Consider the following 19,456-nt stretch of genomic DNA (forward strand, 5'->3'; position numbering starts at 1 on the left):
AGTGAGTATGGAGAGCGGCGACATCTCGGTCGACGAGGATCTTCTGCGGTCCCTGCTGCGGGAGCAGCACCCGGATCTCGCGAACCTGGACCTGGGACCGGCCGTCCGGGGCTGGGACAACGAACTCTGGCGCCTGGGCGAGGAGTTGGCGATACGTCTGCCTCGCACACCCCGGGCCCCGGGCCTCCTTCTCAAGGAGCACCGCTGGCTGCCCGCCCTCGCTCCGCTGCTCCCGCTCCCCGTGCCCACGCCGCACCGGCTCGGCCGGCCGTCCGCCCACTTCTCCGCCCCCTGGACCGTGGTCGCCTGGGTCCCCGGCGACCCGGCCGACCGCGTCCCGGTCACCCGCGCCGACCACGCGGCCGACGCCCTCGCGGACTTCCTGCGTGCCCTGCACCGCCCGGCGCCCGCCGACGCACCGGCGAACCCCGACCGGGGAGTGCCGCTCGCCGCCCACGCGGCCGGGGTCGACAAGGCGCTGCGGACCATGGACCTCGGCGAGTTCGCCGCCGACGACGTCCGCAGGGTGTGGGAGGCGGGCCTCGCCGCCGCTGCCTGGCAGGAGCCCCCGCTGTGGCTGCACGGGGACCTGCATCCCGCGAACGTCGTCGTGGCGGACGGCACGCTCACGGGCGTGATCGACTTCGGCGAACTGTGCGCCGGTGACCCGGCGACAGACCTCGCGGCCGCCTGGCTCCTCCTGCCGGACGGCGCGGCCCCTCGCTTCTTCAAGTCCTACGGCACCGACGACCAGCCCCTGATCCAGCGCGCCCGCGCCTGGGCGGTCCGCAGCACCCTCGGCCTGCTCGCCATCGGCCAGGCCGGCGACAAGGGCCTCCCCGGCGGCAAACCGACCTGGGGGACGGCGGGGAGAGCGGCACTGCGGCGGGTACTGGCGGACGGCTGACCGACCTCACACCACCGGCAACCTCACACGACCGGCCGACCGGCCGACCGACCCGAAGGCGACCCGGACGACCGCACCCCCACGGCGAACACTGACCGACGGCTCACCAACCTCACACGACCGGCCGAAGGCGACCCGAACGACCGCACCCCGCGGCACGTCCCGGCACTCGTCCAACCGCCCTCACACCACCAGCCGACCGGCCGACCCACCCGAAGGCCCCGAAGGCGACCGATCCCGCGGTGAGCCCCGGCACCCCTCCGACCGACCTCACGCACGCGACCGACCTCGCACTCCGGCCGACCGCCGCCACCGCTCGCGCGGGGCCACGAGAGAGCAGGACTCCCCTTCGGCAGGACAGCTCGCGCGGGCCGGCGCCTCCCGTCAGCCCTCCACCCTAATCCCCACCTCCGCCGCCAGCACCGGTGCCAGATCCAGCAGTTGGGACGGGGTGATCACCGCCCCGGCGAGGCGGTCGATCCCCCGGGCGATCTCCAGTGACGCGGCGCCGCGCAGGTCGACGTCCTTGAGGGTCGCCGCCGTGAGGTCCGCGCCCTTGAGGGCGCAGTCCACGAACTCCACGCGCTCCAGGCGGGCACCGCCGAAGTCCGGTTCCACCAGGACGCAGCTCTCGAAGACGACGTCCTTCAGGACGGCCGTGCGCAGGTTCAGGTAGTCGATCTTGCCGCCCCGGATCACGACCCGCTCCAGCGCCGCGCCGTGCAGCTGCACTCCGCCGAGCCGGGCGTCGATCAGCTCGACGTCACGCAGGGTCGACTCCGCGAGGTCGGTGCCCACGCCCCGGATGCCGGTGAGGACCGAGTCGAGGAAGCGGGCGTGGTGCAGCCGGGTCTCGTCCAGCGCGCAGCTTCTCAGCGCGCAGTCCATGAAACGGGCCCCCGCCCCGTCCTGCCCCACGAAGTCCGTCTCCAGGAACTCCAGGCCGTCGTAGTCCCCGTCCGGCTCCAGCTCCGCTCCCCCGTGCGGCTCCAGCGGGGGCAGCCGCAGCTCGGGCCGCCGCGCCCCCTTCACCCTGCTCGCACCCGTCCCTCGACTCACCATGCCCCCATCCTGCACCCCGCCACTGACAACCGCCCTGACCTGCGCCGACGGGCCCCATGTCACATTCCGGTGCCCTCGAGCAGTCATACCGACGACGGAACCCACCCCGAGGAGAGGGAGACCCCAGCCATGCACCGCATCACCGTCATCGGCGGCGGCCTCGCCGGGCTGACCGCGGCGATCACCGCCGCCGAGGCGGGCGCCAAGGTCACCGTGTACGAGGCCCATCACACCCTCGGCGGCCGGGCCAGGACCGCCGAGGGGCCGTACCGCACGAACGACGGCCCGCACGCCCTCTACAGCGGCGGCCCGCACTGGTCCTGGCTCCAGCAGCGCGACCTCATCGGACCGCTCGCCCCGCTGCCACCCCTGGAGGCGGCCCGGCTGCGCCTGCGGCACAGGGGCGCACTGCGCCGGACCCCGCCCTTCGCGATGCTCAAACTGCTGCGCCGCACTGCCCAACAGGCCCCGATCGACGTGGACTTCATGTCCTGGGCCACCGGGCTGGCCGGCGAGGAGGGCGCCCGTGCCGCCGCCCACTACTCCGCCGTCGCCCTCTTCCACCACGACCCCGGCGCCCTGTCCGCCGCGTTCGTGCAGGAACGGCTCCGGCGCGCCACCAAGCTGCCGCCCGAGGCGCACTACCCGCGCGGCGGCTGGGCCGGCGTCGTCGACCGGATGGCCGCCCGCGCCTGGAACCTGGGCGTCCGGATGGAGACCCTGGCCCGCGTGGACACCCTGCCCACCGACACCCCCGTCGTCGTCGCCACCTCCCTCGACGCGGCCCGCCGGCTCCTCGGCGACGACTCGCTGGCCTGGCCGAGCGGCCGTACGGCCCTCCTCGACCTCGCGCTGCGCACCCGGCGCGGCGACGCCTTCGCCGTCTCCGACCTCGACTCCCCCGGCTGGCTCGAACGGTTCACCGCCCAGGACCGCACCCTGGCACCCGAGGGCGAACAGCTCCTCCAGGGCCAGATCCCGATCGCCCCGCACGAGACCAGGGCCGACGGGATCGTGCGCGCGGAACAGTTGCTCGACCTCGCCTTCGACGGCTGGCGCGAGCGCGTCACCTGGCGACGCGAGTCCGTCGCGAACGGCCGTACGGGAGCCGTCGACCTGCCCGGCACCAGCTGGCGCGACCGGCCCGCCGTCGACCGGGGCGACGGCGTCTATCTCGCGGGCGACCAGGTCGCGGCGCCCGGGGTCCTCTCGGAGGTGTCCTTCAACAGCGCGCTCACCGCCGTCTCGCTGGCACTCGGCCGGAACGCTCTTGACCTCAAGCATGCTTGAGGTCGAAGAGTGGGGCCCCTGACGACACAGGGAGTTCTCCTCATGCACGCCATCCGCCTGCACGCCTTCGGCCCCGCCGAGAACCTCACCTACGAACAGACCGAGGACCCGGTACCGGGCCCCGGCCAGGTCCGTATCGCCGTACGGGCGGCCGGAGTCCACCTCCTGGACACCGCCCTGCGCGAGGGGCAGCAGGGACCGGCACCCCGGCCGCCCGCCCTGCCCACCGTCCCCGGCCGCGAGGTCGCCGGAGTCGTCGAATCCCTCGGCGAGGGGGTCGCCGCCCTGTGGCTCGGCAAGCGCGTGGTCGCCCACCTCGGTTTCGCCCCCGGAGGCTACGCCGAACTCGCCGTCACCGATGTCGACCGCGTCCACGAGATCCCCGGCAACCTCGACTTCGCCCAGGCCGTCGCCATGATCGGCACGGGCCGTACGGCGATGGGGATCGTCCAGTTCGCCGAGCTCGGTCCGGACTCCGTGGCCGTGATCCCGGCGGCGGCCGGAGGCATCGGCACGCTGCTCGTGCAGTACGCGAAGAACGCCGGGGCCACGGTCGTCGCCCTGGCCGGCGGCCCGCACAAGGTGGGCCTCGCCGAGAAGAACGGCGCCGACCTCGCCGTCGACTACAAGGACCCCGCATGGCCCGGGAAGGTCCGCGCCTTCCTCGGCGACCGCACCGCCACCGTCGTCTTCGACGGGGTGGGAGGAGCCGTCGCCCGCGCGTGTGTCGGCCTGCTGGGCCCCCAAGGGCAGCACCTCGTCTTCGGCTGGTCCGGCGAAGGCATCCGCGACGGCCGGCCGTACCTCGTCGAGGGCGTCTCCGAACAGGTCCTCGGGCCCGTCATGGCCCGGAAGGCGGGCGGCCCGAACCCCCTGCGCACCCTCGAACTACGCGCCCTCGCCGAAGCCGCCGCGGGCCGACTCACCCCTGCCGTACAGCGTTTCCCGCTCGCCGGGGCCGCCGCCGCCCACCGGGCGCTGGAGACCCGCGGCACAACCGGAAAGGTGGTCCTGGAGCCATGACACGCCCAGATGCGACTCGTACCGACTCATGGTCCTCTGGCCAGGTGAGCGTCACCCGGACAGATGAGGATCCGCGCCGCTGGTGGGGCCTGGTGGTCATCGCCCTCGCGCAGCTGATGGTCGTCCTCGACGCGACCATCGTGAACATCGCGCTCCCTTCCGCACAGCAGGACCTGGGCATGTCCGACGCGAACAGGCAGTGGGTGATCACCGCCTACACGCTCGCCTTCGGCGGTCTCCTCCTGCTCGGCGGCCGCATCGCCGACCTGGTGGGCCGCAAGCGCACCTTCGTGATCGGTCTGGTCGGTTTCGCCGCCGCCTCCGCACTCGGCGGCGCCGCCACCGGCCCCGGCATGCTCTTCGCCGCCCGCGCCCTCCAGGGCGCGTTCGCGGCCTTGCTCGCCCCCTCCGCGCTGTCCCTGCTCACCACGACCTTCACCGACCCCAAGGAACGCGGAAAGGCCTTCGGGATCTACGGCGCCCTCGCGGGCTCCGGTTCCGCGATCGGGTTCATCGTCGGCGGGCTGCTCACCGAGTACCTGAACTGGCGCTGGTGCCTGTACGTCAACGTGCCCATCGCCGTCGCCGCCGTCCTCGGCGCCCTCGCCCTGCTGCACGACCGCCCCGGCCACACGGGCGCCCGCCTCGACGTGCCCGGCGTGCTGCTGGGCTGCGGCGGCCTGGTCGCGATCGTCTACGGCTTCAGCGAGGCCCAGCCCCGGGGCTGGAGCGACCCCCTGGTGCTGACCCTGATCGCGGGGGGCGTCGTACTCCTCGCGGCCTTCGTGTGGTGGCAGTCCCGGGCCCCCTTCCCCCTCCTCCCGCTGCACATCGTCAAGGACCGCAACCGCGCGGGCTGCTTCCTGACCATGGGACTCGCCGTCATCGGCATGTTCGGGCTGTTCCTGTTCATGACCTACTACCTGCAGGTCGTGCTCGCCTACTCACCCGTGCGGACCGGGCTCGCCTTCCTGCCGATGACCGCCGCGATCATCATCGGCTCCACCCAGATCTCCGCCCGGCTGATGAATCACGTCGCGCCCCGCATGCTCATGGTCCCCGGCATGGTCCTCGCCGCGAGCGGCATGCTGATCCTCACCCGGATGACGGTCGACAGCTCCTACGCCACCGAGATCCTGCCCGCCCTGCTCCTCATGGGCCTCGGCATGGGCCTCACCTTCATGCCGGTGTTCTCCACCGCCACCGCGGGCGTCGCCCCGCAGGACTCCGGGGTGACCTCGGCGACCGTCAACACCTCGCAGCAGGTGGGCGGTTCGATCGGCACGGCCCTGCTCAACACGATCGCCACCACCAGCAGCACCGCCTACGTCAGCGCCCACCTGACCGACCCGTCGAAGAAGGCCCTGATCATCAAGGAGGGCGTCGTGCACGGCTACACCGTCGCCATCTGGTGGGCGGCCGGCATCATGCTCCTGGCCGGCCTGATCGCGGGCCTGATGGTGACGGCGAAGCCCCCGAAACACGGGGCGCCCGCCGCGGCTCCGGTCCCGGAGCCGGTCACCTGAACCCGGCCTCCCGGAAGCTCAGTGCCGCCCGGCCACCCGGTCCGCCCACCGGGCCAGCCGGGACGACTGGGGGCTGTGGCTGGTGCGCTCGCGCCGGTCCGCCGTCCGGTACGTGGCGTACATGCCCTGCACGCCCAGCCAGCGCAGCGGTTCCGGCTCCCACCTGCGTACCTTGTGGCCGACCCACGGGAGTTCGGTGAGCTCGGTCCGACCGCCCTGTCCGGAGTCCTGCTGGACCAGGTCCCGCAGGGTCCGGGCAGCCAGGTTGGCGGTCGCGACGCCGGAGCCGACGTAACCGCCCGCCCAGCCGATCCCCGTCGAACGGTCCAGCGTCACCGACGCGCACCAGTCACGCGGCACGCCCAGCACCCCCGACCAGGCGTGCTCGATCCGCGTCCCGGCCAGCATCGGGAAGAACCCGACGAGGATCTCCCGCAGCGCCTCGACCGTCTCGGCCTGCGTCCGCCCGTCGTTGTCGGTGCGCGAACCGAACCGGTACGGCGCCCCGCGCCCGCCCAGCGCGATCCGCCCGTCGGCGGTGCGCTGCGCGTACATGTAGGCGTGCGCCATGTCCCCCAGCGTCTGCCGCCCCTCCCAGCCGATCACCGCCCACTGCTCGTCGGTCAGCGGCTCGGTGGCGATCATCGACGAGTTCATCGGCAGCCAGGTCCGCTTCTGCCCCTTCAGCGCGGCCGTGAAGCCCTCGGTGCAGCGCAGGACATAGGGCGCGCGGACGGTCCCGTACGGAGTGACCGCGTGCTTGGGCCGGATCTCCGTCACCGGCGTCTGCTCGTGGATCGTCACGCCGAGCGCCTCGACGGCCGCCGCCAGCCCCTTCACCAGCTTCACCGGATGCACCCGCGCCCCGTGCGGCGTCCACGACGACCCGACCGCGTCCGCGACCCGGATCCGCTCGGCCGTCTCGCGGGCGCCGTACAGCTCACGGTCCTTCTCGCCGTACGACAGTTCGTGCTCGTGGAAGGCCCTCAGGCGGGCCAACTGCGCGGGCGTACGGGCGACTTCGAGGACGCCACCCTTGTGGAGCCCGGCGTCGAACCCCTCCTCGCCGACGGCCCTGGCGACCTCGTCGACGGTGTCGTTCATGGCCTTCTGGAGACGTACGGCGGCCTCGTGGCCGTGCAGTTGCGCGTACCGGTCGCGACCCGCGACGCCGTTGTACAGCCAGCCGCCGTTGCGACCGGAAGCGCCGTAGCCGCAGAACTTCTGCTCCAGGACGGTGATCCGCAGAAAGGGCACGGCCTTCTTCAGGTAGTACGCCGTCCACAGTCCCGTGTACCCGCCGCCGACGATCACGACGTCCGCCGACGCGTCACCGCCGAGCGGCTCCCGCGCCTCGGGGAAGCCGTCGTCCGCGTACCAGAAGGAGATGCCGCCGTTCACGACCCTGCTGCTCATGGCCTGGGACGTTAGCCCGACGACGCGCCCGCTGTCTCCTTCGGAATCCGTACTCTTTCCCGCCCCCTGACCAGCGGATAACACCCGAACCCGATCAGCGCCGAGGTGAAGTGCCCGAGATCGGTGAAGGTCCGCCCGGTCACCAGGGGCACCGCGTACACGACGAGAACCGCGAAGCCGTAGACGTACCGCCAGGGCGCCGGAATCCGGTACACGAGCACGGCGATCACTCCGGCCAGGGAGTAACTCACCCCGATGTCCAGGGTGTTGACCGCGGACGCGGGCGCCATCGCGTGCCGGATGCCCCACAGCAGCGCCCCCTCGCTGATCAACGTGGCCAGTACGTGCGCCGCCGCGCACACCGCCAGCCACCGCGCGGTCCCCAGCCACCGCTCCGCCGGCGCCTGGAAGACCGAGAAGAGGACGACGTACGGCAGCCAGTGCCCGCCGTCGATCCACATCGCGCTGGAGACCAGCACCCGCACCGGATTGCTCGACAGCTCATGGATGTTGGTCGAGCGCTGCCGCAGGAACTGCTCCTCGAAATCCGGCGACATGTGGTGCAACGCCACCGTCGACACGAACAGGACCGACAGCCACACATAGGTGCCGGGGGCGCTGCGGACGTACGCCCACACCCTGTGGAGACCCCGGTTAATTCGCATGAGTCGATTCACGCACGCCGGTAGGGTCCGGCACGTGATCGACATCCCGCAGGAACTGGCGGCGACACAGGAGCTTTACCACGGCGACCGGGGCCGGGAGTTCATCGCCGGACTGCCGACACTGATCGAGGACTTCCTGGAGCGCTGGGACCTCAGACCCGACGGCTCCCCCATGCACGGCGTCGCCGCCCTGGTCCTGCCGGTCGTCCGCCGCAGCGACGGCACCCCGGCCGTCCTGAAGCTCCAGCTCCTCGACGACGAGAGCGCCGGCGAACCCGTCGCCCTGCGCCGATGGGACGGCGACGGGGCGGTCCGCCTCCTCGACCACGACCCGGCCACCCACACCATGCTCCTGGAGCGCCTCGACTCCACCCGCATGCTCTCCACCCTGCCCGGCACCCGCGACGCGGTCCTCGTCATCGCCGGCCTGCTCGCCCACCTGACCGCGGGGCCCGCCCCCACCGGGATGCGCCGGCTCGGCGACATCGCGCGCGCCATGCTCGACCGGACCCCCGAAGCCCTCAACCGCATCCCCGACCCGGAGACCCGCCGAACCGTCGCCGACTGCGCGGCCGCCGTACGCGAGGTCGCCGACGAACCCGGCGACCGGCTCCTGCACTGGGACCTGCACGACGAGAACGTCCTCGCATCGGATCGCGCCCCCTGGCTCGCCATCGACCCCAAACCCCTCGCCGGCGACCCCGGGTTCGAACTGTGGCCCGCCCTCGACAACCGCTTCGACGCCGACGAGATCACCTGGCGCTTCGACGCCATGACCGACATCCTCGGCCTGGACCGCGCACGCGCGCGTGCCTGGACCCTGGGACGGCTCCTCCAGAACGCCCTCTGGGACATCGAGGACGGCCGCCCCGTCCAAGAACGCCAACTCGAAATCGCCCACCGCCTGCGCACCCCAGGAGCCTGACGTGATCCGCCCCGCGACCCCCGCCGACATCCCCGCGATCCACGCGCTCATCCGCGAACTCGCCGACTACGAAAAGGCGTTGCACGAGGTGCGCACGACCGAGGAACAACTCCAAGAAGCCCTCTTCGGCCAGGACCCCGCCGCCCACGCCCACGTGGCGACCGACGACACCGAAGCGGTCGTCGGCTACGCCATCTGGTTCCTCAACTTCTCCACCTGGCGCGGAGTCCACGGCATCTACCTGGAGGACCTCTACGTCCGCCCCACGGCCCGCGGCGCCGGCCACGGCAAGGCCCTGCTCACCCAACTCGCCCGCATCTGCGTCGAACGCGGATACCAGCGCCTCGAATGGTCCGTCCTGAACTGGAACACCCCCGCGATCGGCTTCTACGACTCCCTCGGCGCCCGCCCCCAGGACGAATGGACGGTCTACCGCCTCACCGACGAGGCCCTCACGAAGGCCTCCGGCACCGCGTGACCACCCCCTCCTTCGTCCCGGGCCTCGAACTGGCCCGCCGCTTCTACACCGAGGCGGTGGCCCCGTTGCTGGCGGAGACCGCCCCCGGGATCCCCCACTCCGCCGCCCGCATCGGCCCCGGCTCCGAAGTCCTCGGCTACGACACCCCGCGCTCCGCCGACCACGAATGGGGCCCGCGCCTCCAGCTCTTCCTCCACCCGAGCGACGTCCCCCACCACGCGGGCCGCATCGCCCACGCCCTCGCCGAGCGCCTCCCGAAGACCTTCCACGGCTACCCCACCCACTTCGCACCCACCGGCGAGACCCGCGACATCCGCGTCATGCGCGCCACCGACGGCCCCGTCCACCACCGCGTCGAGATCACCCACGTCTCCTCGTGGTTCACCGACACGCTCGGCTTCGACCCCACCCGCCCGATCACCCCCGCCCACTGGCTCGGCACCCCCACCCAGCGCCTCGCCGAGGTCACCGCCGGCGCCGTCTTCCACGACGGCCTGCACGCCCTCACCCCCGCCCGCGCCGCCCTGCGCTGGTACCCGCACGACCTCTGGCTGTACGTCCTCGCCTGCCAGTGGCAGCGCATCGCCCACGAGGAGGCCTTCGTCGGCCGCTGCGGAGAAGTCGGCGACGAACTCGGCTCGGCCGTCATCGCCGCCCGCCTGACCCGCCACCTGATGCGCCTGTGCCTCCTCATGGACCGCCGCTACCCCCCGTACGGCAAATGGCTCGGCAGCGCCTTCGCCCGGACCACGGCGGGCGACCGCCTCACCCCGGTCCTCACCGCGGCCCTGACCGCCAAGGACTGGCGCACCCGCGAGACCCACCTCGCCACCGCCTACGAAACGGTCGCCGGCCTGCACAACCAGCACCACCTCACCGACCGGATCGACCCCAAGACGAGGCCGTACCACTCCCGCCCCTTCCGCGTCCTGCGCGCGGACCGGTTCGCACAGGCCCTGACGGCCCGTGTCACCGACCCGGCCGTCCGGGAACTGCCGCTGCCGCAACCGGACGACGCCGAGCAGCCGTAGAGAGCCTTTGCGTGCAGGTCACCAGCTGATTCCGGCCGCCACCGGCCGATGATCGCTGCCCGTGGCCGGCAGCACCCAGGAACCCACCGGCTCCACACCGCGCACCAGGATCTGGTCGATCCGCGCCACCGGGAACTTTGCAGGCCAGGTGAAACCGAAGCCGTCACCCGCCTCGTCCTGGACCGACCGCAGCCGCGAGGTGAGGCCGGCGAACCCGCGGTCGTCCGTGGTGCCGTTCAGGTCACCGAGCAGCACCACCCGCCCGTTCGGCTCGGCGGCTACCGCCCGAGCGAGCGCATCGGCGTTACGGTCCCGCATGCTCGTCCAGAACCCCATCCTCGGCATCACCCGGACGGACCCCAGATGGGCCACATACACCGCCAGCGGACCCCGCTCGGTGGCCACCGTGGCACGCAGCGCCCGGTTGGAGGGCAGCTTGTCGGCGGCCGACTTGGCGGCCCCCAGCGGCCCGGCGTCCATCCCGGTGTCGATCGGGCGGCTGTCCGACAGCGGCAACCTGCTCCACAGCCCGACCGTGCCCAGCACCACGTGATACGGATACGCCCTCGCCAGAGCCCTCTCGTACACCGGCACCGCCTGCGGGGTGATCTCCTCCAGCCCCAGCACGTCCGCCCCGGAGGCCGCCAGGTCGCGAGCCGTGCCCACCGGGTCGGAGTTGCCCGCGCCGACATTGTGGCCGACCACGACGAGATCACCGCCCGACCCGGACCTGTCGCCGATCAGCCCCCCGAACAGGCTCAGCCACACCGTGACCGGCAACACCAGCGCGACCACCGCGAACGCGGAACGCCGCCACAACGCCCCCGCCAGCAGCACCGGCACGAACAGCCCGAACCACGGCAGGAACGTCTCCACCAGGCTGCCGAGACCCCCGTAGTCCGGGATCCGCGCGTGCAACAGCATGAGCAGGCCGAGCAGCAGCGCCAGCACGACGAGCACCGGACCGCGCTTCCACAAGCCGGGGCGGAGGCCGACACGGACGATCCGGCGGACGGGCCCCTCCTGCCCGGACTCCGCCCTGTCCACACGCGCCATCACCTGGCCTCGAGCCTGGTCCCGCTCACCGCCGGTCACTGTCCTGCTCACTGAGTCGTCCTCGGATCCTGAATGGGGTCGGCACACATCCACCACCAGTGAAGACAGCACGGTGTTGCCGGCACGTATGCGGATTTCGATACGCCCGCGATACGCGCCCACTCGTAGCATCGAAGACATGCGTGTGCTGATCGTCGAGGACGAGCTCTACCTGGCGGAAGCCATCCGCGACGGCCTGCGCCTGGAAGCGATCGCCGCCGACATCGCGGGCGACGGCGACACCGCCCTGGAACTGCTGAGCATCAACACCTACGACATCGCCGTCCTCGACCGGGACATCCCCGGACCCTCCGGCGACGACATCGCCCAACGCATCATCGCCTCCGGCAGCGGCATGCCCATCCTCATGCTCACCGCCGCCGACCGCCTCGACGACAAGGCCTCCGGCTTCGAACTCGGCGCCGACGACTACCTCACCAAACCCTTCGAACTGCGCGAACTCGCCCTCAGACTCAGAGCACTCGACCGCAGACGCCCGCACAACCGGCCCCCCGTACGGGAGATCGCCGGCCTGCGCCTCGACCCCTTCCGCAGAGAGGTCTACCGCGACGGCCGCTACGTCGCCCTCACCAGGAAACAGTTCGCCGTACTGGAAGTCCTCGTCGCCGCCGACGGCGGAGTCGTCAGCGCCGAGGAACTCCTGGAACGCGCGTGGGACGAGAACGCCGACCCCTTCACCAACGCCGTACGCATCACCGTCTCCGCCCTGCGCAAGCGCCTCGGCGAACCCCGGATCATCACCACCGTCGCCGGCGTCGGATACCGCATGGCCACGAGATCGGACGACGCACATGACGGAGGCGGACGTGGATAGGGCACCCGGTCTGAGCGTTCGCCTCAAACTCACCCTCAGCTACGCCGGGTTCCTCATGTTCGCCGGCATCCTGCTGCTCACAGCGGTCTGGGTGTTCCTCCTGCGCTACGTCCCCAACCGCGCGATGCTCTACAACCCCGACGACAGCCCCACGGACGGCGTCTTCCCCATCCGCTCCGCCCTGCTGGCCGTGTTCGCCCCGAGAGCAGCCGCCGTACTCGCCTTCGTTCTGGTGTTCGGCCTCCTGGGCGGCTGGATCCTCGCCGGCCGCATGCTCGCCCCCCTGACCCGCATCACGGACGCCACCCGCACCGCCACCAGCGGCTCCCTCTCCCACCGCATCCGGCTACCGGGCCGCAAGGACGAGTTCCGCGAACTCGCCGACGCCTTCGACGCGATGCTCGCCCGCCTCGAAGCCCACGTCGCCGAACAGCGCAGGTTCGCCGCCAACGCCTCCCACGAACTGCGCACCCCGCTCGCCATCACCAAGGCCCTCATCGACGTGGCCCGCACCGACCCCGGCCAGGACACCGGCGAACTCCTCGACCGCCTCCACTCCGTCAACACCCGGGCGATCGCCCTCACCGAGGCACTGCTCCTGGTCAACCGCACCGAACAGCGGTCCTTCACCCGAGAACCCGTCGACCTGTCCCTGCTGGCGGAGGAAGCCACCGAAACCCTCCTGCCCCTCGCGGAGAAGAACGGCGTCACCCTCGAGGCCCACGGCGACATCGCCCCGACGACCGGCTCCCAGGCGCTCCTGCTCCAACTGACCACGAACCTCGTCCACAACGCGATCGTCCACAACCTGCCCGAGCAGGGCACGGTCCGGATCACCACCGGCGTCCGCCCCAGGACGGTGGTCCTCACCGTTGAGAACACCGGCGACCAGCTCACCCCCGAACTGATCCCGACCCTCACCGAACCCTTCCAGCGCGGCACCGAACGCATCCACACCGACCACGCGGGCGTCGGGCTGGGCCTCGCCATCGTCAAGACGATCACCCAGGCCCACGACGGCACGCTCACGCTCACCCCACGCCCCGGTGGCGGCCTCCGCATCACCGTGGAACTCCCGGCAGAGCCCCCGGCAACACAAAAGCCCAGGTCAGACGTGATCTGACCTGGGCTTCATGGGAGCCCCCTGTCGGATTCGAACCGACGACCTACGCATTACAAGTGCGTTGCTCTGGCCATCTGAGCTAAGGAGGCGTGCACCGCTTCCGCGGGGGTGCGCCCGAGCAGTGTACCCAGGTCGCTGCGGGGGCCCGTCGAAAATTTCCGCGAAGTTCACAGTCCTCCAGGTACTGACATACGCGTGAACGCCGGGTACCGTCCTGAGCCTGTCCACCTGTGTGGACTACACCACCACCTTCCTACAACGGATCGTCCGGCACGTTCCTGCCGGTAGAAGGGGGCCTCTGAGCCATGGCCACTGTTTCGTTCGACAAGGCGACCCGCGTTTACCCGGGTTCCACGAAGCCCGCCGTCGACGGTCTCGACATCCACATCGAGGACGGCGAGTTCCTCGTCCTGGTCGGCCCGTCCGGCTGTGGCAAGTCCACCTCGCTCCGCATGCTGGCGGGGCTCGAGGACGTCAACGGCGGCGCCATCCGCATCGGTGACCGCGACGTGACGCACCTGCCGCCGAAGGACCGGGACATCGCCATGGTGTTCCAGAACTACGCGCTGTACCCGCACATGACGGTCGCCGACAACATGGGCTTCGCGCTCAAGATCGCCGGCATCAACAAGGCGGAGATCCGGCAGAAGGTCGAGGAGGCCGCGAAGATCCTCGACCTCACCGAGTACCTGGACCGCAAGCCGAAGGCCCTCTCCGGCGGTCAGCGCCAGCGTGTCGCGATGGGCCGCGCCATCGTGCGTGAGCCCCAGGTCTTCCTCATGGACGAGCCGCTGTCGAACCTGGACGCCAAGCTCCGTGTGTCGACGCGTACGCAGATCGCGTCGCTGCAGCGCCGTCTCGGCATCACCACCGTCTACGTCACCCACGACCAGGTCGAGGCCATGACGATGGGCGACCGTGTGGCCGTGCTCAAGGACGGTCTGCTCCAGCAGGTCGACTCCCCGCGCAACATGTACGACCGCCCGGCGAACCTCTTCGTCGCCGGCTTCATCGGTTCCCCGGCGATGAACCTCGTCGAGGTCCCGATCACCGACGGCGGTGTGAAGTTCGGCAACAGTGTGGTGCCCGTCAACCGCGAGGCTCTCAAGGCCGCCTCCGACAAGGGTGACACCACGGTGACCGTCGGTGTCCGCCCCGAGCACTTCGACATCGTCGAGCACAACGGCGCCGCCGCCTCGGCCCTGTCCAAGGACACCGAGGACGCCCCGGCCGGTCTCGCGGTCTCCGTGAACGTGGTCGAGGAGCTCGGCGCCGACGGTTACGTCTACGGCTCCGCCAAGGTCGACGGTGAGCTGAAGGACCTGGTCGTCCGCGTGAGCGGCCGCGCGGTCCCGGAGAAGGGCGCCACGCTGCACGTCGTGCCGCGTCCGGGCGAGACCCACGTGTTCTCGACCTCCACGGGCGAGCGCCTCACCGACTGAGGACGAACCGCACGAAATCACCCAGGTTGACGAGAAGGGCCCCGCAGACCATCTGCGGGGCCCTTCTCGCACCTGGAGGCGATCGATGAATACCCCGGCACACCGGTCATTTCGAGCAGTGTGCGTCAACCCCCTACCCAGAAATCGGCACCATCCCGTCCCCCGAACCGGTGACTAAATGTCGCCAAATCATTACCGCACGCTACCCTCACACGCGTGAAGCACTCCACTTGCCAACAGACGCGACGCGGCCGGGGCCCCGCCCGCCGTATCGGCCGCTCCCTCGCCCTTGTCCTGCCCGTCGTCCTGGTGCTCTCCGGGACCCTCGCGGTCACCCGAGTCAACTGGTCGGGGGATCCCTCGAGCTCCTCGGTGCTCACCGCCTCGGACGCGACGATCTCGGACAGCAAGCCGCGCAGCGCCCCCCTGGCCCCGCAGGACGCCCTGCGCGAGCAGCTCCTGACCGAGCTCCAGGAGAAGAACCCGGGCATCGCCCTCACGCACCTCCAGGAGGCCGTGAACGAGCGCCCGTCGCTCGCCAGACACTGCGCTTCCATCGCGAGGGCCCTGGGGCGCGCCGCGGTCCGTGTGTACGGGCCCACGCGGGCGCAGTCGTACGCCCGTCCCGTCTGCGACACGTCCTACGCGACGGGTGTGGCGGCGGCACACAGCTGACCGCCGCGAGAGGGGATGCCCGCCGAGGTCGGGTGAGGGGCGCGCCGTACAGTTCCGGTCATGACCGATCCGAACGCCGCGTCCCGTCCCACCCAAGCCGTGATCCTGGCCGGCGGCCAGGGTTCCCGGCTGCGTCCCTACACCGACGACCGGCCCAAGCCGATGGTCGAGATCCCCGGTACGGGGACTCCGATCATCGGCCATCAGCTTGTCTGGCTCGCCGAGGAGGGCGTGACGGACGTGGTGGTCAGCTGCGGGCATCTCGCGGAGGTGCTCCAGGACTGGCTGAGGACGGCCGACCTGCCGTTGCGCGTCCGGACGGTCATCGAGGCGGAGCCGCTCGGCCGGGGTGGCGGTCTGAAGTACGCGGCGGCGCATCTGCCGCACCCGGACCGGGCGTGGTACGCGACGAACGGTGACATCTGGACGCGGTTCTCGCTGCGGGACATGGCGGACTTCCACACCGAGCGGGACGCGGTCGCGACGCTGGCGCTGGCGCGGCCGCGGATTCCGTGGGGGGCGGTGCAGACGGACGGGTTCGGGCACATCACGGACTTCATCGAGGCGCCGCCGTCGACGTTCGAGATCAACGCCGGTGTGTACGTGTTCTCGCCCGCGTTCGCGGAGTTGCTGCCGGAGCGGGGGGATCATGAGCGGACGACGTTCCCCACGTTGGCGCGTGAGCTGCGGCTGGCCGGGTTCCCGATTCCGCAGGGGGCGTACTGGCGGGCCATCGACACGGCGAAGGATCTGACCGAGGCGGCGAAGGAACTGGCCGCGTTGGGGAGATGACGGTCGCGTTCAGGCTGCGAGGCCGTCGTGGCTGGTCGCGCCCGCGTGGCGGAGCCGCACATTGATACAGCGCCGCGCCCGCCCCTGAAGGCGCTTCAGGTCTCCCGCATCAAGAAGGTCCCGCACATCCTCTGTGCGGGACCTTCTGTCTGTACGGGCGGTGTCGCTCAGCCGGTGGGGTTGCCCAGTACGTCGCCCACCGGCCCGCCTACCCCAACAGGCCGCCCACCAGGCCCGGTTGGCCGGAGGCGGAGCCCCCGGTGCCGGAGCCGCCTGTCGAGCCGCCGGAGGTGCTCGTGCCGCCGCCGGTGGGGCCGGAGGTGGTGCTGGGGGCCTGCTGGGCCGGGAAGGACTGCTGGGGCGAGGTCTGGCCGGTGGTGCCCTGGGTCTGGCTGGGCGAGCCGCCGGCGGTGGCGCCCGTGTCGTGGGTGGTGCCTGGGGTGGCCGAGGTGCCGGCGGACGGGCCGCTGGTGGCGCGCTGGCTGGGCCGGGTGGACGCCGACGGGCTCTGCTTGCGGGCCTTGACGGAGTCCTGCGGGAGCGGGGAGCCGGGCAGTTCGTTGCGCGGGGCCTCGCCGGGGCCGGGGACGATGACCCGGTCGGCGTCCCGGACGGCACCGCCGAGGACGGAGCCGATCAGGAGGGTGAGGCCGGTGACGATGGCCGTGACGAGGGCACCGCGGCGCAGGACGTAGTTGCGCAGCTCCCAGATGTCGGAGTGGGGTCCGAGGCGGCGCCAGGCGCCGCCCGCGAGGCGGCCGTCGATGGAGTAGACGGGGGCGCCGGCGATGATCAGCGGGGACCAGGCGGCGAGGTAGATGATGTCGGGGGTGTCGTAGGCGGGGACGCTCTTCCAGCTGACGGTGACGAGGAGCGCGGCGGAGAGGCCGGCGCCGACGACCGCGGCGACGCGCTGCCAGCAGCCCAGGATCGTGAGGACGCCGACGATGACCTGGAAGAAGGCGATGACGAGGCCGGAGCCGACGGGGTGCTGGAGGGCGAACTGGCGCAGTGGTTCGGCCACTTCCCACGGATGCAGGGAGTTGAGCCACTTGACCATGGAGCCGCGCTTGCCGCCGTCGAAGTAGACAGGGTCGCAGAGCTTGCCCATGCCGGCGTAGATGGTGATGAAGCCGAGGAAGATCCGGAGTGGGAGGAGGACGACGCCGAGGTTCATGCGGCGGCTCGGGTAGTAGGCGTGCCGGGCGGCCTCGTCGCCCTGTCGCTTGGTGGCGCGGTCGGCACGGGCCTCGTCGAAGCCGTCGTCGAACTCCTCTCCGTCGTAGGCGGGTTCGTCGTACGCGCTGCCGACTGTGCGCATGTGGGGCAGGAGTCGGGTGCCGTCGCCGTCGGGTGTGCGCTGGGCGCCGATGACCGGGGTCTCCATGGTCTGGGCCGACTCGTCGCCGTAGTCGGCCTGGTAACCGTGGTCGACATCGACGCGGGGGATGACCTGGGTGGCTCCGGCGTTGGCGGCGGGCGGCTCGGCATGGCCGACGCTGCCGCCCCGCACGGCCTGCAGGAGGCGGTGGGCGCCGGTGTCGTCGGGGTCCGACCTGCCGCTCCACACGACGGGCCGACGGCGCCCCGCGGCGGGGGCCACGCCGGCTCTGACCGCCGTGGCGCCGACGGCCGCGATGCGCGCGGTGTCCTCGGCGGCGCTCAAGTGCCGTGCGATGCGCTGGGATTGGGCGGTGCGCCGGGACGACGCGCCCAACTGGACGCGGAAGCTGGCGTGGTTGACGATGATCTGCGCCGGATCGCTCGGCACCTTCACCATGCTCAGCGCGGGAGCGTCATCGAGCCCGGTATCGAATCCCGACGAGCGGCCCCCCGTGGGTGTACGGGGTTTTCTGGTGTCCACACGCATCTAACCGAGTGACGTGTGGTTAGGACACTGCTTTGACCGGCCGGATCTGTCCGGACCCCGTCAAGCTTGTCCCGTACGCCGGGAACACCCCGTGTGGGTGACCGCGCCGAACAGTCGTTCAGGCCCGTCGGCGAGCCGCCTCGTACAGCACGATCCCCGCCGCCACACCGGCGTTCAGCGACTCGGCGCCACCCGGCATCGGGATCCGCACCCGGTAGTCGCAGGACCCCCCTTGTCCGCCGCCCTCGCAGCTTCGCGCTTCGGACGGCTGCGCCGGCCTCCGGCCGACGAGATCCGCCTGCCCACGCCGACTGCCCTCAGCCCCGTCGGCGAGCCGCCTCGTACAGCACGATCCCCGCCGCCACACCGGCGTTCAGCGACTCGGCGCCACCCGGCATCGGGATCCGCACCCGGTAGTCGCAGGTCTCCCCGACCAGGCGGGACAGGCCCTTGCCCTCGCTGCCGACGACGATGACGACGGGGCCGCCGAGGGCTTCCAGGTCACCGATCTCGTGCTCACCGTCGGCGGCGAGGCCGACGACCGCGATGCCCTGCTTCTTGTACGCCTCCAGGGCGCGCGTCAGGTTGGTGCAGCGGGCCACGGGGGTGCGGGCGGCCGTACCGGCGGACGACTTCCACGCACCGGCGGTCATGCCGGCCGCGCGCCGCTCGGGCACGAGGACGCCGTGGCCGCCGAAGGCCGAGACGGAGCGGACGGCGGCACCGAGGTTGCGCGGGTCGGTCACGCCGTCGAGGGCGACGATCAGCGGGTCCTGGCCCTCGTCGTAGGCGCCGTTCGCGAGGTCCTCGGGGTGGGCGTACTCGTACGGCGGGACCTGGAGGACCAGGCCCTGGTGGTTGAGCCCGTTGGTCATCCGGTCGAGCTCGGGGCGGGGGGCCTCCATGAGGTGGACGCCGCCCCGGTCGGCGACGAGCTGGAGCGCCTCGCGGACCCGCTCGTCGTTGTCGATGAACTGCTGGACGTAGAGCGTCACCGCGGGCACGCCCTCGCGCAGCGCCTCGACGACGGGGTTACGGCCGACGACCATCTCCGAAGTGCCCTTGCCACCGCGGCCGCGCGGCGCGGGACGGCGTACGGCCTGCCGCGCCTGGGCGCCCGCGATCCGGTTCTTCTTGTGGCCCTTGCGCGCCTCGGCGGGCGGGGTCGGACCCTTGCCCTCCAGGCCCTTGCGCCGCTGGCCGCCACTGCCGACCTGCGCGCCCTTCTTGCCGGACATGCGGCGGTTGTTGGCTGCCATGACCTACCTGTTCTACGTCGGTGAAATACGCGTGCGTCTATG

18 protein-coding genes, 1 tRNA gene and 1 pseudogene are annotated in these 19,456 nt (G+C 71.6%); 12 read left to right on the forward strand and 8 right to left on the reverse strand.

Annotation, left to right across the window (positions count from 1 at the left end):
* Positions 1 to 7: 7 nt before the first annotated feature.
* Positions 8 to 907: a phosphotransferase gene (locus tag ABZT06_RS23865; protein ID WP_355744647.1), complete on the forward strand. Its 900-nt coding sequence runs from the start codon at positions 8 to 10 to the stop codon at positions 905 to 907.
* Between the two features lie 384 nt (positions 908 to 1,291).
* Here the strand turns inward: ABZT06_RS23865 and ABZT06_RS23870 are convergent, their stop codons facing one another.
* Positions 1,292 to 1,969, reverse strand: a complete 678-nt coding sequence (locus ABZT06_RS23870) for a pentapeptide repeat-containing protein (protein WP_355744268.1) — start codon at positions 1,967 to 1,969, stop codon at positions 1,292 to 1,294.
* Positions 1,970 to 2,098: 129 nt separating this feature from the next.
* On the opposite strand from ABZT06_RS23870, the gene ABZT06_RS23875 reads away from it, so the two are divergent.
* Genes ABZT06_RS23875 through ABZT06_RS23885 form a run of 3 tightly spaced genes read left to right on the forward strand, consistent with a single transcriptional unit; the run spans position 2,099 to position 5,808 of the window.
* Positions 2,099 to 3,259 (forward strand): NAD(P)-binding protein, encoded by a 1,161-nt coding sequence (locus ABZT06_RS23875; protein ID WP_355744271.1) that lies wholly within the window; start codon positions 2,099 to 2,101, stop codon positions 3,257 to 3,259.
* Positions 3,260 to 3,301: 42 nt separating this feature from the next.
* A complete protein-coding gene (locus ABZT06_RS23880; RefSeq protein ID WP_355744274.1) occupies positions 3,302 to 4,282 on the forward strand; it encodes a zinc-binding dehydrogenase in 981 nt (326 codons plus the stop codon).
* Positions 4,283 to 4,326: 44 nt separating this feature from the next.
* A complete protein-coding gene (locus ABZT06_RS23885) occupies positions 4,327 to 5,808 on the forward strand; it encodes an MFS transporter (RefSeq protein ID WP_355744276.1) in 1,482 nt (493 codons plus the stop codon).
* Positions 5,809 to 5,826: 18 nt separating this feature from the next.
* On the opposite strand, the gene ABZT06_RS23890 is transcribed toward ABZT06_RS23885, so the two are convergent.
* Together ABZT06_RS23890 and ABZT06_RS23895 are read right to left on the reverse strand one after the other, a co-directional pair.
* On the reverse strand, positions 5,827 to 7,224 hold the full coding sequence (locus ABZT06_RS23890; protein WP_355744279.1) for an FAD-dependent oxidoreductase: 1,398 nt from the start codon (positions 7,222 to 7,224) through the stop codon (positions 5,827 to 5,829).
* A gap of 11 nt (positions 7,225 to 7,235) precedes the next feature.
* Positions 7,236 to 7,889 (reverse strand): rhomboid-like protein, encoded by a 654-nt coding sequence (locus tag ABZT06_RS23895; RefSeq protein WP_355744282.1) that lies wholly within the window; start codon positions 7,887 to 7,889, stop codon positions 7,236 to 7,238.
* Between the two features lie 34 nt (positions 7,890 to 7,923).
* On the opposite strand from ABZT06_RS23895, the gene ABZT06_RS23900 reads away from it, so the two are divergent.
* From ABZT06_RS23900 to ABZT06_RS23910, 3 genes are read left to right on the forward strand one after another with little or no spacing between them, the layout of a single operon-like run.
* On the forward strand, positions 7,924 to 8,814 hold the full coding sequence (locus ABZT06_RS23900; protein WP_355744285.1) for an aminoglycoside phosphotransferase family protein: 891 nt from the start codon (positions 7,924 to 7,926) through the stop codon (positions 8,812 to 8,814).
* A 1-nt stretch (position 8,815) separates the two neighbouring features.
* Complete coding sequence (locus ABZT06_RS23905; RefSeq protein WP_355744288.1) at positions 8,816 to 9,292, forward strand: GNAT family N-acetyltransferase; 477 nt, start codon at positions 8,816 to 8,818, stop codon at positions 9,290 to 9,292.
* A complete protein-coding gene (locus ABZT06_RS23910) occupies positions 9,289 to 10,323 on the forward strand; it encodes a DUF4037 domain-containing protein (RefSeq protein ID WP_355744291.1) in 1,035 nt (344 codons plus the stop codon). Before ABZT06_RS23905 ends, ABZT06_RS23910 begins: the two co-directional genes overlap by 4 nt.
* A gap of 18 nt (positions 10,324 to 10,341) precedes the next feature.
* Here the strand turns inward: ABZT06_RS23910 and ABZT06_RS23915 are convergent, their stop codons facing one another.
* Positions 10,342 to 11,379 (reverse strand): endonuclease/exonuclease/phosphatase family protein, encoded by a 1,038-nt coding sequence (locus ABZT06_RS23915; protein ID WP_355744650.1) that lies wholly within the window; start codon positions 11,377 to 11,379, stop codon positions 10,342 to 10,344.
* A 178-nt stretch (positions 11,380 to 11,557) separates the two neighbouring features.
* On the opposite strand from ABZT06_RS23915, the gene ABZT06_RS23920 reads away from it, so the two are divergent.
* Positions 11,558 to 12,253: a response regulator transcription factor gene (locus ABZT06_RS23920; protein WP_355744294.1), complete on the forward strand. Its 696-nt coding sequence runs from the start codon at positions 11,558 to 11,560 to the stop codon at positions 12,251 to 12,253.
* Positions 12,254 to 12,263: 10 nt separating this feature from the next.
* Positions 12,264 to 13,376 (forward strand): HAMP domain-containing sensor histidine kinase, encoded by a 1,113-nt coding sequence (locus ABZT06_RS23925; RefSeq protein ID WP_355744653.1) that lies wholly within the window; start codon positions 12,264 to 12,266, stop codon positions 13,374 to 13,376.
* Positions 13,377 to 13,391: 15 nt separating this feature from the next.
* Here ABZT06_RS23925 and ABZT06_RS23930 read toward each other — a convergent pair.
* A tRNA-Thr gene (locus ABZT06_RS23930) sits at positions 13,392 to 13,465 on the reverse strand.
* Positions 13,466 to 13,681: 216 nt separating this feature from the next.
* Between ABZT06_RS23930 and ugpC the strand changes: the two genes are divergently transcribed.
* The 3 genes from ugpC (at position 13,682) to ABZT06_RS23945 (ending at position 16,285) form a co-directional block, all read left to right on the forward strand.
* Complete coding sequence (gene ugpC / locus ABZT06_RS23935; protein WP_355744297.1) at positions 13,682 to 14,818, forward strand: sn-glycerol-3-phosphate ABC transporter ATP-binding protein UgpC; 1,137 nt, start codon at positions 13,682 to 13,684, stop codon at positions 14,816 to 14,818.
* A gap of 216 nt (positions 14,819 to 15,034) precedes the next feature.
* Entirely contained in the window at positions 15,035 to 15,493 is a 459-nt protein-coding gene (locus ABZT06_RS23940) for a hypothetical protein (protein ID WP_355744299.1), read from the forward strand.
* A 60-nt stretch (positions 15,494 to 15,553) separates the two neighbouring features.
* Positions 15,554 to 16,285: a nucleotidyltransferase family protein gene (locus ABZT06_RS23945; RefSeq protein WP_355744302.1), complete on the forward strand. Its 732-nt coding sequence runs from the start codon at positions 15,554 to 15,556 to the stop codon at positions 16,283 to 16,285.
* 208 nt (positions 16,286 to 16,493) lie between these two features.
* On the opposite strand, the gene ABZT06_RS23950 is transcribed toward ABZT06_RS23945, so the two are convergent.
* From ABZT06_RS23950 to rlmB, 3 genes and pseudogenes are all read right to left on the reverse strand, one after another.
* A complete protein-coding gene (locus ABZT06_RS23950; RefSeq protein WP_355744305.1) occupies positions 16,494 to 18,155 on the reverse strand; it encodes a DoxX family membrane protein in 1,662 nt (553 codons plus the stop codon).
* Positions 18,156 to 18,273: 118 nt separating this feature from the next.
* Positions 18,274 to 18,387, reverse strand: a pseudogene (locus ABZT06_RS23955) (TrmH family RNA methyltransferase); the annotation flags it as partial.
* An 85-nt stretch (positions 18,388 to 18,472) separates the two neighbouring features.
* Complete coding sequence (gene rlmB / locus ABZT06_RS23960; protein WP_355744308.1) at positions 18,473 to 19,414, reverse strand: 23S rRNA (guanosine(2251)-2'-O)-methyltransferase RlmB; 942 nt, start codon at positions 19,412 to 19,414, stop codon at positions 18,473 to 18,475.
* Positions 19,415 to 19,456 lie beyond the last annotated feature (42 nt).

Source organism: Streptomyces sp. NPDC005483, assembly GCF_040606035.1.
Lineage (GTDB): Bacteria > Actinomycetota > Actinomycetes > Streptomycetales > Streptomycetaceae > Streptomyces.